Source organism: Dolichospermum sp. UHCC 0315A (assembly GCF_008121535.1).
In the GTDB taxonomy this organism is placed as follows: Bacteria; Cyanobacteriota; Cyanobacteriia; order Cyanobacteriales; family Nostocaceae; genus Dolichospermum; species Dolichospermum lemmermannii.
In genome coordinates, this window is sequence record NZ_CP043056.1 from 336,584 (window position 1) to 353,322 (window position 16,739).

At 37.0% G+C, this 16,739-nt stretch carries 11 protein-coding genes; 3 read left to right on the forward strand and 8 right to left on the reverse strand.

What is annotated here, in order from left to right; translation table 11 throughout:
- Positions 1–35: 35 nt before the first annotated feature.
- The gene (locus BMF77_RS01680; RefSeq protein WP_148760139.1) at positions 36–686 is read left to right on the forward strand and encodes a hypothetical protein; all 651 of its coding nucleotides are present in this window, start codon (positions 36–38) and stop codon (positions 684–686) included.
- A 67-nt stretch (positions 687–753) separates the two neighbouring features.
- Here BMF77_RS01680 and hemJ read toward each other — a convergent pair whose 3' ends face one another.
- From hemJ to BMF77_RS01710, 6 genes are all read right to left on the reverse strand, one after another.
- Positions 754–1,332 carry a protoporphyrinogen oxidase HemJ gene (gene hemJ, locus BMF77_RS01685; protein WP_148760141.1) on the reverse strand — a complete coding sequence of 193 codons (579 nt, stop codon included), beginning with the start codon at positions 1,330–1,332 and terminating at the stop codon, positions 754–756.
- 121 nt (positions 1,333–1,453) lie between these two features.
- Entirely contained in the window at positions 1,454–2,587 is a 1,134-nt protein-coding gene (locus tag BMF77_RS01690; RefSeq protein WP_015083227.1) for a hypothetical protein, read from the reverse strand.
- Positions 2,568–3,461: an adenine-specific DNA-methyltransferase gene (gene yhdJ / locus BMF77_RS01695; RefSeq protein WP_148760144.1), complete on the reverse strand. Its 894-nt coding sequence runs from the start codon at positions 3,459–3,461 to the stop codon at positions 2,568–2,570. The genes BMF77_RS01690 and yhdJ overlap by 20 nt, the downstream gene beginning before the upstream one ends.
- A 242-nt stretch (positions 3,462–3,703) precedes the next feature.
- Complete coding sequence (locus BMF77_RS01700) at positions 3,704–4,555, reverse strand: alpha/beta fold hydrolase (RefSeq protein ID WP_148760146.1); 852 nt, start codon at positions 4,553–4,555, stop codon at positions 3,704–3,706.
- Positions 4,556–4,792: 237 nt separating this feature from the next.
- A complete protein-coding gene (locus BMF77_RS01705; protein WP_148760148.1) occupies positions 4,793–6,481 on the reverse strand; it encodes a TrkA family potassium uptake protein in 1,689 nt (562 codons plus the stop codon).
- A gap of 499 nt (positions 6,482–6,980) precedes the next feature.
- Positions 6,981–8,228, reverse strand: coding sequence for an OFA family MFS transporter (locus tag BMF77_RS01710; RefSeq protein ID WP_148760150.1), 1,248 nt, complete (start codon positions 8,226–8,228; stop codon positions 6,981–6,983).
- 187 nt (positions 8,229–8,415) lie between these two features.
- On the opposite strand from BMF77_RS01710, the gene BMF77_RS01715 reads away from it, so the two are divergent.
- Positions 8,416–9,054 carry a transaldolase family protein gene (locus BMF77_RS01715; RefSeq protein WP_148760152.1) on the forward strand — a complete coding sequence of 213 codons (639 nt, stop codon included), beginning with the start codon at positions 8,416–8,418 and terminating at the stop codon, positions 9,052–9,054.
- Positions 9,055–9,639: 585 nt separating this feature from the next.
- Here BMF77_RS01715 and BMF77_RS01720 read toward each other — a convergent pair.
- The gene (locus tag BMF77_RS01720; protein WP_148760154.1) at positions 9,640–11,907 is read right to left on the reverse strand and encodes an MASE1 domain-containing protein; all 2,268 of its coding nucleotides are present in this window, start codon (positions 11,905–11,907) and stop codon (positions 9,640–9,642) included.
- Between the two features lie 401 nt (positions 11,908–12,308).
- Positions 12,309–14,003, reverse strand: a complete 1,695-nt coding sequence (locus tag BMF77_RS01725; RefSeq protein WP_148760156.1) for an ABC-F family ATP-binding cassette domain-containing protein — start codon at positions 14,001–14,003, stop codon at positions 12,309–12,311.
- A gap of 526 nt (positions 14,004–14,529) precedes the next feature.
- Between BMF77_RS01725 and BMF77_RS01730 the strand changes: the two genes are divergently transcribed.
- Positions 14,530–16,722, forward strand: coding sequence for a cation:proton antiporter (locus tag BMF77_RS01730; protein ID WP_148760157.1), 2,193 nt, complete (start codon positions 14,530–14,532; stop codon positions 16,720–16,722).
- Positions 16,723–16,739 lie beyond the last annotated feature (17 nt).

Genomic DNA, 16,739 nt, shown 5'->3' on the forward strand with positions numbered 1-16,739 from the left:
CGTTAATTAGACACCAATTGTAGCAAAGATGAGCAATGCTAAACCCTGACTGTAGTTTAGGAATTCCAGAGGAAAAAAGCAAAAGGAAGAAGAAAGTAAATTTCTCTCCTGCTTTTTGGTGCTTATATTTGATAGCCTGTAATTGCTGGCTGTTTATTTCTCCTGGATTTCATTACTCCGCTGATGCTAAAAATATTCCTCCCAAACCTGTAAATCCCAAAATTAGTAATTCTTGTTCTGAGCAAAGTTTAGAAACTTTAACAACTCAGCTAGTATTAGATCTACCTAGCTATACTAATCGTGTTATCCAGCGTGCGCGTATTCTGAACAGGAGTGTTGATACTTTTTCCTATATATTAGTTGCTGGTAAACCAGAATTTGAACCTTTACCATTAAATCCAAGTATTGATAATGGGGATAAGTATAACGCCGAAGGAGTAAAACAGGTTTTCTTTACTACCCTAGAACGGACATATATCCACAAAAAACCTGTGGAATTACAAGAATTTCACAGGCTATTTTTGACAAAAACGAACATTGGTTGGACTGTGGTAATGATGTTTACCCAAGACGGTAGTTATCCAGTCAAACCACCTATCGCACCACCGAGAAATAGTAGTAACGGGGCGATCGCTCAAGGTGTTAAACTATGGTTACGGGATTGTCAAGCTGGCAGTGTTCGATAATCATATCATTGTTTTTGTTTCGCGCAGAGGCGCAGAGAAGCAAAGGCGCAAAGGAAGAAATACATGATTACCCTTGGGGAATTTGATTTAATTCTGCTGTCAGTTTTTCTTGATTGCGTCTGCGGATTTTGGCGTAAAGTTGAATACTCACAGCCATGAAAATCACTAAACCAAAAATTAACCAAGCTGTAATATCCGTTGGTAAGTTATTCTTAAATGTCGCCAACATCACAATTACAACTAATAAAAGTGTTGGTGCTTCATTTAATGCGCGTAAACTTTGACCAGTCCACTTACATTCATTCGCTGCTAACTGCTTCATTAATCTTCCACAGTAATAATGATAGCCAATTAAAATCCCTACAAACCCTAATTTGAAATGTAACCAAGGTTCTTGTAACAGTTCCATGTTTGTAGATAAGATTCCAATGGCCATTGCTACCGTTACGCACATACCTGGAGTGGTAATAATATCGTAAAGACGCTTTTCCATGATTTGATACTGGTTTTTCAGTATCGTTCTTGCTGGTTCTGGTTCAAGGTTAGCTTCAACATGGTAGATAAACAACCGCACTAGGTAAAATAACCCCGCAAACCAAACCACAAAGCCAATAATATGAAATGCTTTAAACCACGAATAAGCCATGAATCCTAACCTACCTTCATCAATTTACAAATGATTGCATCTACTCTCATTATCAGGTTATGGTGATTTTACAGCAAGGATGCAGGTAGGTTAAGAAGTGTAAATCTTATATTTATCATCATCATATTTCATCCTCAACTACTTCTTCTTCCATATTGAACTCAACTCGACTTTGTAAAACTATTTCTTCAATTACTTGAATACCCCTTTGAAAATCTAAGACTTTATTAAAACGAAGTATTAACTCTGGAATATTTATCACTTCCTCTATACATTCCATATATTTCTTAATAATAGCTTTGATTTGATATCTTATCCTGGCTTGTTCCTCAATATTTTTGAGTAAATATTCAACTTCATCCTCAGTTTTGATTACAAAAGTAACTGGATATTTTTGTACCTTATCAATATCTAAAAAATATTTTCCCGTATCTAAAGTTTCTGTAACTTGAAAAAACCTTCCCAGAGGCTTCATAACAAAATCTATCCCACCATCATTTGCATTTGTGCGTCCAGTCTTATACAAAATCAAATGATCAACATTTAATTCATATTGTGACCAACCCCAGTATATTTTTTGCTCTGCATAATACTGTTTTAAAATCGCATAACTCACAATTTCAAATACTCTAGCATCTACATTTGGCTTTAATAGACTTCTAATAAATTCAATTGCTGCTTCAGATGACTGATTTTGAATTTCCATCATTTTTTGACAATAAATCATGAATTCATTGAATGATTTCATTCTGGCTTGAATATAAGCATCAATGATATCTTTAACAGATTCAGAAATATTGATTAATTGCTCACCAATTTCGATTTTTAAAAGATTTTCATTAATCCAATATCTATTTGTTGTTGAATCTCTTATTATTGGTAAATAATCTGAGGTGCGAAAATATTTTTTAAATTCTTCATTTAAACGATGATTTAGAGCATGATTTTGAAGTTTCCTTCCAAAAGGTAGTTCTCTTTGTCTCATTAATAGAGTAGTATATTGTGCGCCTTCATAATCTTCATAGCCATTCTGTATATGAAAGTTATTTTGCAAATAATCTTCAATTAAAACATATATAGCATAATGATTAGCAAAGCTGGCTCTTGATTTTGAACCACGATTTGCAGCTTTAGTTTTAAGATTGATGTATTGTAATAATTGACTATTGTTTAAAATGATATCTCCATCTCCAGGAAAATATTTATTAAGAATATTAATTATTGTTTTCGTGAAATCATGCTGTAGTATTTGCATCAAAGATACTCCCTTGGATAAAATCTAAATCTACTTTTTTACCATTTTTATTTTTGATATTATGGTTTTTCTGTGGTGGTAAGAGTTTTTCTCCTTTATATTCTGCCATTTTTAAAACCCTTCTTAACCCAATTTTTAGATATTCTTCTTGTAGTTCAATACTGATAGATTCCCTACCTAAAACTTTAGCTACAGCAGCAGTTGTAAAAGTTCCAGCAAAAGGATCAAGTATTAAGCTTCCTTCATGGCTACTTGCTAAAATAATTCTTTCTAATAATGACTCTGGTTTTTGTGAAGGATGGTTTTCGTATTCTTCCATGCGATATCTCACACGAGGAAAATACCAAGCATTACCGGGTACTTTTTCTGTATTATAGGGAGTAGGAACTGATTTTCTGTAATCAATTAATTTACGTTGTGCGCCTGTTTTTGCTTCAACTTTGATATCATCTGCATTAAAAATATAATTATTTTTATTTTTGACACAATGAAGAATAGGTTCATACATTGAACCAAAGTATTTTGTAGCTTGAACTCCAGAACTATCATAATGCCATATTATGCGACTGAGAATAGTTAATTTTTTTCTCAAGTAAATATCAAAATAAGGCATTGCTTGGGTACTTGTCATCACATAAATTGTACCATTTTGTTTGAGAATGCGAATACATTCATCAAGCCATTGATATGACCAATTTATATATTCTGCTTCTGATTCCCATTTATCATGGAAATTACCAAATTTCTTACCTATATTATAGGGAGGATCGATAAAAATTAAATCTACTGATTCTGAAGCAATATGATTTGATAAAATGCTAATAGCATCACCATGAAAGATGGTATGTTGTTGATTTGTATATTGTTCAATCATTATTTTAAATAGGTAGAAAAGATTTTGAATGTGCAGATCAAAAACTGATATAGTATTTCCTCGTCTAAAGAAGTACAAAAACATCTGCGTTTGTCTGCGTTTATCTGCGTTTAATTATTACTTCTTTTACCTCACTTGAATAGGAATTGCTATAAAGTAATATATCATGTGACTTTACTATCCTTCTTCTCAGAAATACAAAAAAAGAGGGATAGCAGAGAACAAGAAACACAGGTTTATAACTAATTCGATTGGGAACGCCGGACAAATGGGAGTAAATCTTGTAAAATTACTTCATGATAATGTTCTTGGGGATAATGTCCCACATTATTAAGTTTAATTATTTCACCATTGGCGACAGATTTAACGAAAGTTTCCGCCATATCTACAGATAACCAAGGATCAATTATCCCCCATTGGACTAAAATAGGTTGTGGCCATTCTTTAAACCCATTTTCTATTTCTATCATCGCTTTTTCTAGTTGAAAATTGCGAATTGTGGTGAGGAGACTTCTCCCAGAAGCAGAACTTTTCAAAAATGGTTTTCTATAAATATCTAAATCTTCATCTTCAATGCGGTAACGACTCCCACCTTCCAATGTTCTATCAACCAACAAAGGATCTTGGGTAATGATATCTCCAGCCAATGGTAAACCCATTTGTTTGATTTTCCAAGGAATTTTGGCAGAAGTAGAAATTGGTGTATTTAAAATCGCTATATTAGCAATCTTTTCAGGATGACGTAAGGCATATTGTAACCCAACTGAACCTAAAAATCCTTGGACAACTAAGGAAAATCTTTCTAATTCTAAGGCTTTAACAAATCCTTCCAAAGCTGTGATAAATGCGTCTGGAGTATAAGCAAAATCCTGTTTTTCGGGTTTACCAGAAAATCCGTAACCAATCCAGTCAGGTGCGATCGCTCTATTTCCCTGTGCTGCTAAACTGGGAATAACATTTCTCCAACTATAACTTTGAGAAACTAACCCGTGTAAGCATAACACAGGGATTAAATCAGTTCTCCCAATCGGTTCAGCTTCCCGATAAAACCATTCTAAAGAATCTACCGTAATTTTATGTTCTTGAATTGACACGCTATTTTCCTATTTGGGAATGCAATAACACTGTACAAGTGCTACATTATCATCCTACAAATAGGTAACAGGTGAGCAAATTCAACCTTTGCGCCTTTGCGCGTGCCGTAGGCATAACATAATTCCCAAAAAAAGAAAAAAATTTCGCATTTTATAGGTAAAGGGGGTTGACTTGCGGCTGGGAATCTGATATAGTTGAAAATGACGAGGAAGAACTATCTTCCCATAAAAAATCAATTAAACTCCAATACCTTTTCCTTCTTCTCGCCATAACTGATTTAACCTATTAGCGGGCATGGTTAAATACAAAACATCTCCAGGGGCGAGAATCGTTTCTAATAAATCCCAGCCCTGTACAGTTTCGTGGTTGATTTCCACATACAAAGGCACAAAATCCGCCAACTTGGCCACATCTTTCACCCACTCATCACAAAAAGGGTGTATTGGTGTAATTGTGGTGGCAAAAGCTACCCATAAATTATCAGCAATAATGCCATTACCAATAATCCTACCACCTAGGGCAGCAGCAGCGAAGGCAGGGGCAGCTAGTTCAGCGGGACTGAGTACAGCTTCAAAGTCAAATACCTGTTGTGCTATACCAGCAAAATCGGGATCAGCATAGTTGACAATCACAGGAATATTTGGTGCTAAAGCCTTAGCTTTGAGAGCAATTTCCAAATTAGTAGCATCATTGCTAGTGACAGCTAAAACTGCGGTAGCTGTGTTGATATTACTTGACTGTAGAGTAGCGCGAAAACTGGCATCAGCAAGGATGACAGGAATACTCATACCTCTAGCAGTAGTCACATATCTATTATTAGCGTCTGTTTCAATTACTACTACTTCATGGCCACTCAGATGTAATTGTTGAACAATTCTAATGCCGATACCACTTAAACCGCAAACAATATAATGATTATGTTGGGGAATTCTCGCTGCGTCTAAAAATTGTTTTAAGCGACTACCCAGGATAAAATCTGTCAGCGTAGCGTACCAAAGCCCAATTACCACAGCCCCAATTAGCATAATGACAACGGTAAATAATTTGATGCTATCAGGTGCATTTTCTACGACTTTATCATTACCACCAGCCCCTGTAATCATGCCGACAGCAAAATATAAAGCATCAACAAAAGAGAGATTATGCTTACTAGCAACATAGGTAAATGTAGAGAGTAAAATAATTACTAATAAAGCTATTGCCATGCCGACAACTGATTGGGCGTGTTTCTGAAATTCCCTAATATTGGCAAAAGCTTTGATTAATTTTCTAATAAATGATTTACGTTGTGGACGAATGCGGGGTTGAGTGCCAATAATTAAGCGATCACCTACTTTTAATTGTTGATCTAATAACACTGCTGAAACTACATTCATTTTCCCTTGGATAGGGACATAATAAATCAGCATTCGCGTTGGATCTTCCCATAAACAGCTAATTTTTCTACCCTTCCAAGCATGATTTTCGTGAATATATTCTTCTTGAATTGGCCAAGTTTGCTCAAGTAATTTAATTTGGCCAATGGCTTTGTTTCCTAAAGCGGCAAAGGTAAATACTGGTGCGGCTAAACCCACAACACTCAAACTTAAATGATTTGACAAAGTTTGATCAAGACGTTCACCTAAATTCGTATTATAAAAACGGTTAATAATCCGAATTTGGGGATTAAGTACCCGTGCTTGCATCATGATTGATAAATTTAGGGCATCATCAGAAGTCGCAATTACTAAAGTATGTGCTTCGGTAATTCCCGCTGCTTGCAAAGTGGCAACTGCCTGTAACTCACCAACAATTACATTAGCAGCAGTTTCACCAGCAACGGGTTTGCGATGAATACCTACTACTAAAGCCCCATGTTCTCTCAGTAACCGAAATATTTTATATCCGGTACGCCCTAAGCCGCAAACAATAATTCGAGGTTTCATAAAACCGCAGCATAAAATTTATATAAATGGCTACATAGGGGGTGCTGAAAAAGTTGTCTGTGAGGGCTAGGAGTCAGGAGTCAGGAGTCAGGAGTCAGGAGGAAGAATTAGAAGAAGAGAAGAATAGTATTGAATCTGGTCAAGTGATAGGTTTTTGCTGATTTCAACCCTTATTCCTTGCACCTGATTCACCTTTTTTACCTTCAAACTCTTGATATATCTCAGTTCTAGGTTTATTCAGCAGCCCCTACATATCAATTATCAAAAAAGAATTCAGGAGTTGGAATTGAATTCAATAATCTCTATTCTTGCTTAACTAACGGGATAATAACTGTAACTGAACACACTATAGGGATAAGATCCCCGACTTCTTAGAAAAGTCGGGGATCTGACTCTTGCAGAAAATTAAAAATAATTAGAAAATGCACATAATAATCCGACAACCCTCTAACTAATGTGGGAAAGCACAAGCAAAGAGGGGATGTCGAAAACGAACAAATTATCTGACTAAATCGGCATTGGCAGAAGTGCGTTTCAGCATGAATACAGCCACAATAATTCCCACAATGGCTAATCCCGCAGTTGGATAAAAGAAATTAGTGTAACTGCCGAAAATGTCTCTAATTTTGCCAGCTAATAAAGTTCCACCCAAAGCCCCCATACCGTAAGCAGTGAAGACAATACCGTAATTTTTGGCATAGTCTTGGGATTGAAACATGATTAAAGTAGAAGTGGGAGCGATCGCTAACCAACCCCCCAAAGCCAAGTAAAATAGCGAAAAAGCGACTATATAAGTGAGTACACTGCCCTTACCCGCACTCAGCATCATAATCGAACCAATCAAAATTAAAACAAAGGAAACAATTGCCCCCAACTTTGGCGTAAATTTGTCCGTAAACCACCCAAAAAACAACCGTCCCGCACCATTAAAAATAGCAAACAGAGAAACTGTATTTGCGGCTGTGGCTGCATCTAATTTAATAATTTCCTGTGCTAGAGGACTAGAAATACCAATAGCTGCCAGTCCCGCAAAAGAACCAATGGTATAACACAACCACAAGCCATAAAAACTGGAAGTCTGAAGAATTGATCCTGAAGTTGTCGTGTGAGAATTTGTTTGCACAGATCCGGGTGGAGTCCATCCTTCTGGCTGCCAACCTGGAGGAGGAGTTGTGAGGACAGTAGAAATAGCCGTAATAATAGCTGCAAAAGCAATACCTAAAATTACAAAAGTTTGCTGAACTCCAACAGCATCTATCAGAAACTTGGCCAAAGGTGCAGTAATTAAAGGTGACAAACCAAATCCAATCACAGTAGCGCCCACAGCCAAACCTTTTTTATCAGGAAACCACTTAGCCACCACAGCCAACGGTACACCGTAAGTGATACCCACACCCATACCAGCAATCACACCATAGGTAATAGTTAATGTAGGAATATTGCCACCCAAACTAGAGAGGATATAACCTACTGCCGTAATTAACCCACCAACACCTGTAATCAGACGAGTATCAAAACGATTGATATAAAAGCCAGTGATTGGCATTAAAATTGCGAATACAACCAGCAGCACCGTAAATGGTAATAGGCTATCAGTTGCACCCACACTAAGAAGTTTTTCCAAAGGTTTTCTAAAAATACTCCAAGAATAAACTGTACCCAAGCACAGTAAAACAGTGATACTTAGAGGTATCAGTAGCCATCGCCCTTTCTCCGCAGGCATACCAAATAATTGTAGTTTTTCCATTTGTTGTTATGTGAGGTGAATATATAATTTTTTTGCAGTATCTCACTTTTTGGCTAAATTGGCATAAATGTTTTTTATATTGATGTGAGTACGTAGGATAGCGTGAAAAATTAGCTAAGATATTTCTATTAATTCTTCTGGATAAACTGCTGTAAAGTAATCCTGGAAAGAATTAATCAGGGTTATTATGGCACTTTATTTAGATTCAGCTATTGCCGCAGAAGCCGAAATTGTTAAACATTGGGGTTGGGTAAAAGGTATCACCACCAACCCCACATTGTTAGCACAAGCCAACACCCCACCAGAAACCACCCTCAAAACCTTAGTTTCCTTAACTTCAGGTCCGGTATATTATCAACTCCTCGTTTCAGACAAAGAGAAAATGATAGCCCAAGGGAGAAAAGCTTTTGAAATTATTGGTTCTCAAACCATCTTAAAAATTCCTGCCACACCCCTAGGATTTGAGGTAGTAGCCACCCTTTCCTCAGAAATCACCTGTTCCGTCACCGGCATTTACAGCCCCGCACAAGCCGCAGTAGCCAAGGAAGCGGGGGCAAAAATCGCCATAGCCTATGTCAATCGGGCTGAACGCTTGTTAGGAGACGGTATTGCTTTGGTACGAGATATGGCCAGCATTCTCAAAGGCAGTGATGTGGAAATTTTAGCAGCTAGTATCAAGTCACCAGCAGAAGCAGCCGCGTCTCTCCAAGCCGGTGCTAATCATCTCACCTTACCTTTGGCAATGTTGCAAGCCATAGCAAGCCATGAATTTTCCAATCAAACCGTGATTGATTTTGCGGCTGGAGGAATCGGCTTAACAATTTAAATTAATAGCCTCTAGTATATACTCCAACACCATTAGTGAATAAATGAAGGGTTTCACCCCTCATCCTTAAAACCTTGATTTTCCATAATCAAAATATTTTAACATTGGTTTTATGGTCCTAGACAAAATGGCTTAAAACCAGTGAAATCAAGCTATATCAGGGATGATGGGTGTGACCCCCTATTAATTATTCCCGGAAAATATAGATTACAAACTGTTGGCAATGAACAAATAAAAAATTTAAAAATAAATGCCAAATTGGCAACCATCATGAAACGAACCAGGCTAAATTATATGAGTCGAGCAAAAACAAGGGATTCGTTAAGAGACTGAATCAATTAGCAAAAAGCTCTTGTTAAGATTGCTTAAAAAATAAATAGAATTAGTATTTGCTGCCTAGGAATACCTGCCAAGTATAGACGTTATCGTTAACCTGCAAATTACCCCCCTAATTAACGGTTCTCGTCTGTATGAATAAAGTTCCTAATCGCTTCAGCAGCAAATGATAGAGTGGGAGAGAAAGGCGCTTGGTAATGCCTCCTCCCACTCTCTTTTTTTGGGTACTTTTTAGAAGTCGTGCAGCTTTTAATCTGTTGATTCTGACTGATAAATTCTGTGTTGAAAAAGTCTTTTTTGCACCAGTTGAATTGATTCTACAATTGCTTCTAATTTGACAGGCTTAGGAATAAAATCATCCATACCAACAGATAAACATTCATCTCTGTTTGACTGCATTGCATTGGCAGTCATAGCAATAATATAAGGACGATTAGTTTTACCCCATTCTTGATAAATTGCTTTTGTTGTTTCTATCCCATCTAATTCTGGCATTTGGATATCCATGAAAATAACATCATATATCTGTTGTTTCAATGCGGTTAATACCTCAACCCCATTATTGACAATATCTACTTGATATCCTAGTTTCTGAAATAATTTCTCAGCAATTTTCTGATTAACAATATTATCTTCAGCAATCAATATTTGTAAAGGAAATTTCTGGGAGAAATGGGTATCAAATTTAATGACTGGTTTTTGGATATCTTGATTTTTGGGGGTGAGAAAATCTAGCTCTACACTAAATAGACTACCTTGGGATAATTTACTAATGACTTTAATTTCACTACCCATTATTTGAGCTATTTTTTGACTAATTGCTAAACCTAATCCTGTGCCTTGAGATTTAAGTTTACTTTCTCCTGCTTGCTCAAATGGTAAGAATATTTTAGCTAATTTTTCAGAGCTAATTCCCACACCCGTATCTGTAACTTGGAAGTTTATTTTAGTTAAATAAAATAACTCATTTTTTGGTTCTTGACTAATAAAATTAACAATCAAATTTACTTTACCTGTATCCGTAAATTTAATAGCGTTTCCTAATAGATTTAGCAAAATCTGTTTTAAGCGTTTTTCATCGGTATGAATAATAATAGGTATTTTTTGGTCAAACTGATAGATAAAATCAAGATTTTTTTCCATTGTAGAATAACGACAAATTTCGACTATCCCTTTCAAAAAATCAGGAAAGTTAAAATTTTGTAGTTCTAGTGCCATTTTTCCAGCTTCTATTTTAGAAATATCTAAAATATCATTAATTAATGATAATAAATGGACACCTGATTGATAAATGATTTGAATATCTTCTTTCTCTGATGTTGTTAATTTTCGTGAATCTCGAAAAATTTGAGAAATTCCTAAAATACCATTTAATGGTATCCGCAGTTCGTGACTCATGTTGGTGAGAAATTGACTTTTGTAATTGTTAGCATCTACAGAATTTTGTTTTGCTAATTCTAATTCTAAATTTTGCTGAATAAGCTGTTCTTTTTGTTGCTCTAATATTTCTGCTATTTGCTGAAGTTCTAGCGATTTATCAAATAATTCCATTTGTGAATTTTTTAGGATTAATATTGCTGTTTTTCTTTCACTAATCACAGCATTTAATATAAGTGTTGTTAAGACAATTACCCCAATAAAGCATTGTAGTAATAAAAGAGATTCATTTAAGTTAGAACGATTAAATGCTCCTAGTCCTCTAACTGTTCCTAAAATAGCCATTACAGCTACAAGTACAATTAAGTTTGTAGCAGCTAGTTTCCCAAACCGAAAAACTGCCCAAACTAAACAAGGAATAATCATGTATTCTATAAAATAGTTACTAAAAAAAGCATTTTTACATATAATAATAACAATTGTTAATAAGAGTAAAATTTCGATAATTCCCCAAAAAGTTCTTGATTTTAGATTAATTGCAAATTCTTGTTTATGCGTTAAGAAATATTCTTTAAATAACTCTCCCCAAGTTAGTAATGCTGGAGTAAAAATAAAGATTCCAGCTACGTTAGATATCCACCAAGTTACCCATACATTGGTAAAGTCAATAATAGATATTTTTCCTCCTAATGTTAATGCTGTTACTCCCGCAGTCGCATTCACAATTGGTCCAATCATCCCTGTGAATACTAAAAATTTTCTCATGTCGCTTAGTCGTTCTAGAGGAGAGGGTGTAGCAACTAATTTGCGAAATAGGAAACAACCCAGTAATATCCCAGAAGTTGTACCAATAGCAATTCCTAAAACCTCTAAAATTGAAGAAATGAGCGTAATGATATTGGTTGGATTAATAAATGCCCAAATATTTGCTAAGAATGACCCAATTAATACTCCTGGCCAAATCCAATACCCAAAAAGTAATATAGCAGCAGTAGCAAAACCATCAGGTGGCCAAACTGGTGTAACATTTTGGGGCGTAGAAGCGAGAATTCGAGAAAATTGTGCAGTTTCGTAGTAAACTAAAGCTAAAACTGCTATCCATGTAGAACGGACTGATATAAATCCTAAGTTAAATTTCATTAATTCATAATTGTATTTGACAGTAATATACAATAGGCATCTCCGGTAATTAAATGTGCGTGGTTTGAAACCCTTGTAGAGACGTTCTATAGAACGTCTCTACATTCATTTTCACCAGAGGTCTAATTGTTCAACTCTCTGTTAGTGTGATATCCATAACTGTAATCACTATTTTTACTTTTGATCAACAAAAACAAGCTGATACCCAGTCAGAAAAAAACTGAAGAATATGGATATCAGAGGAGCAACTGAATAATACAGGATATTTTTCTGATTTTTAGCAGCATTTCTCTAGTTAACCCAGGAAATCCCCCTTTCTATATTTTACAGTTGATCAGAAAAGAGGGATACAAGGACTTAGGGTTTTGGAGATAATTGCTTATACCCAATACCCAATTATTCTACTTCTGCTTTGCTCCAGCTTTAGCAGCTTTAGCGGCTTTTTTAGCAGCTTTTTCAGCTTCTGCTGCTGCTAATTCTGCTTGTTCTTTCTCTTCGGCTTTCTTATCGAGATAGTAGTGATAATCTCCTAAATAAACGCGGAATTCACCATCACGAATTTCGACGATTTTGTTAGCTACTTGGGAGATAAAATAACGGTCGTGGGAAACTACCAGGGCTGTACCATCATAGTTTTGCAAAGCCTCTTCCATCATTTCTTTCGCAGGAATATCTAAGTGGTTGGTAGGCTCATCCAAAATGATTAAATTCGCTGGACGTAAAAGCATTTTTGCCAATGCTAACCGAGCTTTTTCACCTCCACTCAATGCCCCAACTTTCTTAAATACGGTATCACCAGTAAATAAGAATCTTCCTAACAGTGTACGAACTTCTTCGTTTGTCCAGTTGGGAACTTCATCATGAATTGTTTCCATGACGGTTTTATTTAAATCCAACGCTTCCGCTTGGTTTTGCTCAAAGTAACCCGGAATAACGTTGTGATCACCTAATTTCACAATCCCTTCTGTGGGTGGTTCAACACCCATCATAATTTTTAATAGTGTGGATTTACCCGCACCATTGGGACCGAGAAACGCAATTCTGTCTCCTCTTTCCACTAGCAGATTTGCCGACAAAAACAGAATTTTATCCCCATAAACATGAGTCAAATCCTTAATTTCTACCACTTCTCTACCGCTACGACTAGCATCAGGAAAACGGAAATGCAGGGTTCTTACTCCGCCTGTGGGAGCTTCGATGCGTTCAATTTTATCTAGTTGCTTTTCTCTACTTTTCGCTTGGGTACTGCGGGTAGCACTGGCGCGGAATTTATCTACAAATGCTTGTTGTTTTTCTAATTCTTTTTGCTGACGTTCGTAAGCGTTAAGTTGTGCGTATTGATTTTCCGCTTTTTGTTGTAGGTAGGATGAGTAATTACCCAGGTAAGAACTGGAAACACCCCGTTCAGTTTCCACGATTTGGTTACACAGACGATCTAAAAATTCCCGGTCATGGGAAACTATCACCATGGGGGTAATTAAACCGCGCAGGTAATTTTCTAACCACTCAATGGTTTCTAAATCTAAGTGGTTTGTCGGTTCGTCCAGTAGTAACAAGTCGGGTTTTTGCAGGAGAATTTTCCCTAAACTCATCCGCATTTGCCAACCACCGGAGAAGGCACTAACTAGGCGATCGCCATCTTCTAGTTGAAATCCCATCTCTGGTAAGATCTTACCAATCCGCGAGTCTAAGTTATATCCGTCTAAAGCCTCAAATTGACGCTGTAACCTATCTAACTGATGAATTAGTTCATCTAACTCTTCTGGATTAGCAGTTTCCATTTCATGAGGGATATGAGCTAAAGCCATCTGCACTTCGTTGGCTTCTTTAAATACAGTCCAAAATTCTTCTCTGACTGTGCGAGTGGGGTCAACCTCAAACTCTTGGTTAAGATAAGCTATATGTAGGCTGGAAGGGCGAATAATTTCGCCAGCGGTGGGTTCAATCTCCCCAGAGATGATTTTCAATTGGGTGGATTTTCCCGCACCGTTAACACCAACTAAACCAATCCGATCTCCTGGTTTGACTTCCCAGTTGACATCTTTAAGAACTTCGCCTGTAGGATAAATTTTACTGATATGTTCTAATCGCAGCATGAAGCGTCTCGTAGGTAGGGGACAGGGGGCAAAGCTAACGCCGTATATAATCTTAACAAAATTTAACGCCTTATGTACAATTTTTTGGCTAATTCTTTCCTAGAGTCAGGAGGTAGGGGCGCAGGCTCTGCGCCCTTTGTCAGCAGAAAGAAGAGAGAAGAAGAAAAACGGGGTTTACCAGCAAGTGTTGTACATGACAACTGAGACCTTTTTGCAACTTTTAGTTATAGTATTGTTTGACAATTTCTGGGTTATTATTGCCTTTTTTGAGGAAATAATTTATTGATCAAAGGTTCTGATCACTTTATTCTCTTGTTCTAGGTTTTATGCTTGCTAATTCTCAATTTTATTCGCGGTTTAACAATAAATTAATACTGATTTTTTGAGGCAATTAAGATAGTAAATTAACAATAATTAACATCTTAAATTAATAAAAATAGCCGAAAATATATCTAATTAGGTTGACAATTTACACTCTTGTAAATAATTATCATAGTGAACCCAGATAATCGTTAATGAGGAAAATATGCACACAGTTGTTCTCGTTCTAGTTCAGGTGTTAATTGTAATTGGACTCTCCCGACTTGTGGGACTGGGATTCAAAGTAATTAAACAACCATTGGTAATTGGTGAGATCTTCGCTGGTATCATGCTTGGTCCATCATTATTTGGTTTAATTGCTCCCGGTTTAGCACATAGCCTGTTTCCCCCAGAAACAATGCCTTATTTGAATGTTTTATCGCAAATAGGGCTAATATTTTTTATGTTTCTGATTGGGTTGGAATTAAATCCTAAATATCTGAGTGGGAACTTAAAAACTGCCATTCTCATTTCTAATCTCAGCATTATTGTTCCCTTTGCTTCGGCTTTTGGATTATCTTTCCTCCTTTATCCTTTAATTTCTGGCAACAATGTAAATTTTGCCCCTTTTGCCTTGTTTTTAGGGGCAGCCATGTCAATTACCGCCTTTCCTGTATTGGCGAGAATTATTACCGAAAATAACTTACAGGGAACTCGGTTAGGGACATTAGCCTTAACTTGTGCGGCGGTGGATGATGTGACAGCTTGGTGTATTTTAGCAGTAGCGATCGCTGTCGCTCGTCACGGTAGTATTGATCAACAAGCTATTTTCACCATTGTTGAAAGCATTGTTTATATTGGCTTCATGTTCACAGTTGGACGGTGGTTTCTCAAACGGTTAAGCAAACATCATCGTCGGGCTGGACGTTTGAGTCAATTCGTTCTCGCTGTAATTTATATGGGAGTTGTGTCCTCTGCTTTAATTACTGAATTTATCGGCATTCACCTAATTTTTGGGGCATTCTTATTAGGCGCAGTCATGCCCAAAGATGAGGGATTAGTCAGAGAATTAGCCATCAAAACTGAAGATTTTGTGCTCATCTTTCTGTTACCAATCTTCTTTGCCTACAGTGGTTTAAAAACACAAATTGGTTTACTTAACAGTCCTCATTTATGGCTATTGTCTGCTTTGATTTTATTAGTAGCAATTGGTGGTAAATTTACTGGTGCTTATATAGCTGCTCGGATTAGTGGCATTGACAAACGAGAAGCATCAGCCCTCGGTTGGTTAATGAATACTCGCGGTTTAACCGAGTTAATTGTCTTGAACATTGGTTTAGAGTTAGGCGTAATTACCCCCTTACTTTTCACCATGTTAGTAATTATGGCTTTGGTGACAACATTCATGACTTCACCATTACTGGAATGGACTTATCCTAAGCGCCTAATCAGATTAGATATAGTTGAACCAGAAGCAGAAATTCCCTCAGAAGCTGTACCAGCCCCCAGCGAACCTTACCTCATCCCATATCGGATTTTAGTCCCAGTTGCCAATCCCAATGCCCAAAAAGGTTTGTTACAGTTAGCAACAGCGATCGCAGTCAACAACCGACAACCTGCTATTGTTTATCCCCTCAGTTTTATTGAACTCGAAGAAGACTATGGCTTTGAAAGTACCCCCACCGAAGCCGACAGACTGATTGCCGAGCGTCGCCAAAAATTAGAAGAATTAATCGCCACCCTAGAACCACCACTAACACGTTCCTGTATCCATCCCATAGTTCGCATATCTAGCAATGTTGCTAGAGAAACAGCACAAATAGCCAAAATTGAACAACCCGATTTAGTTCTCGTCGGTTGGCATCGTCCAGCTTTTAGTAACAATCGGTTAGGGGGAAGAGTCGGACAAATCCTGGGGACTACACCAGTAGATGTCGCCGTATTTGTAGATAAAGGTGGCGAACGGTTAGAAAGTTTATTAGTTCCCTACTCTGCCAACATTCATGACGATTTAGCATTAATTATCGCCCTCAGAATGCTGATTAATCGTGATACTTGTATGTTACAAGTTTTACAAGTCTTTAAAGGCAATCATGTCCAAGACGAATTAAGTTATGAACTCAACACCATGATTGAGCAGTTACCCAAAAGTGTCCGCGATCGCATTGAAATTAAAACTGTTACATCCCCAGAACCAATCCAAGCGGTAATTACTGCCTCAGAAAATGTTGATCTAACTATTGCTGGTACTAGCCGTCTGTGGGGAATAGAACGTCAAACCCTGGGAAGATACACAGATCAACTCGCCATCCAATGTCGTTCTTCATTACTCATTACCCGTCGTTACAGTCAAGTTACCTCACACCTCACCGCCCTTTTACCAGCAGTTAATACCCAAGAAATAATTCGTAATTCTTAATTTTTGCCAACCAGGTA

Coding starts and splice junctions, on each gene's coding strand:
- BMF77_RS01680 (WP_148760139.1), top strand. CDS start 36: ATGCTAAACCCTGACTGTAGTTTAGGAATTCCAGAGGAAAAAAGCAAA.
- hemJ (WP_148760141.1), bottom strand. CDS start 1,332: ATGGCTTATTCGTGGTTTAAAGCATTTCATATTATTGGCTTTGTGGTT.
- BMF77_RS01690 (WP_015083227.1), bottom strand. CDS start 2,587: ATGCAAATACTACAGCATGATTTCACGAAAACAATAATTAATATTCTT.
- yhdJ (WP_148760144.1), bottom strand. CDS start 3,461: ATGATTGAACAATATACAAATCAACAACATACCATCTTTCATGGTGAT.
- BMF77_RS01705 (WP_148760148.1), bottom strand. CDS start 6,481: ATGAAACCTCGAATTATTGTTTGCGGCTTAGGGCGTACCGGATATAAA.
- BMF77_RS01710 (WP_148760150.1), bottom strand. CDS start 8,228: ATGGAAAAACTACAATTATTTGGTATGCCTGCGGAGAAAGGGCGATGG.
- BMF77_RS01715 (WP_148760152.1), top strand. CDS start 8,416: ATGGCACTTTATTTAGATTCAGCTATTGCCGCAGAAGCCGAAATTGTT.
- BMF77_RS01720 (WP_148760154.1), bottom strand. CDS start 11,907: ATGAAATTTAACTTAGGATTTATATCAGTCCGTTCTACATGGATAGCA.
- BMF77_RS01725 (WP_148760156.1), bottom strand. CDS start 14,003: ATGCTGCGATTAGAACATATCAGTAAAATTTATCCTACAGGCGAAGTT.
- BMF77_RS01730 (WP_148760157.1), top strand. CDS start 14,530: ATGCACACAGTTGTTCTCGTTCTAGTTCAGGTGTTAATTGTAATTGGA.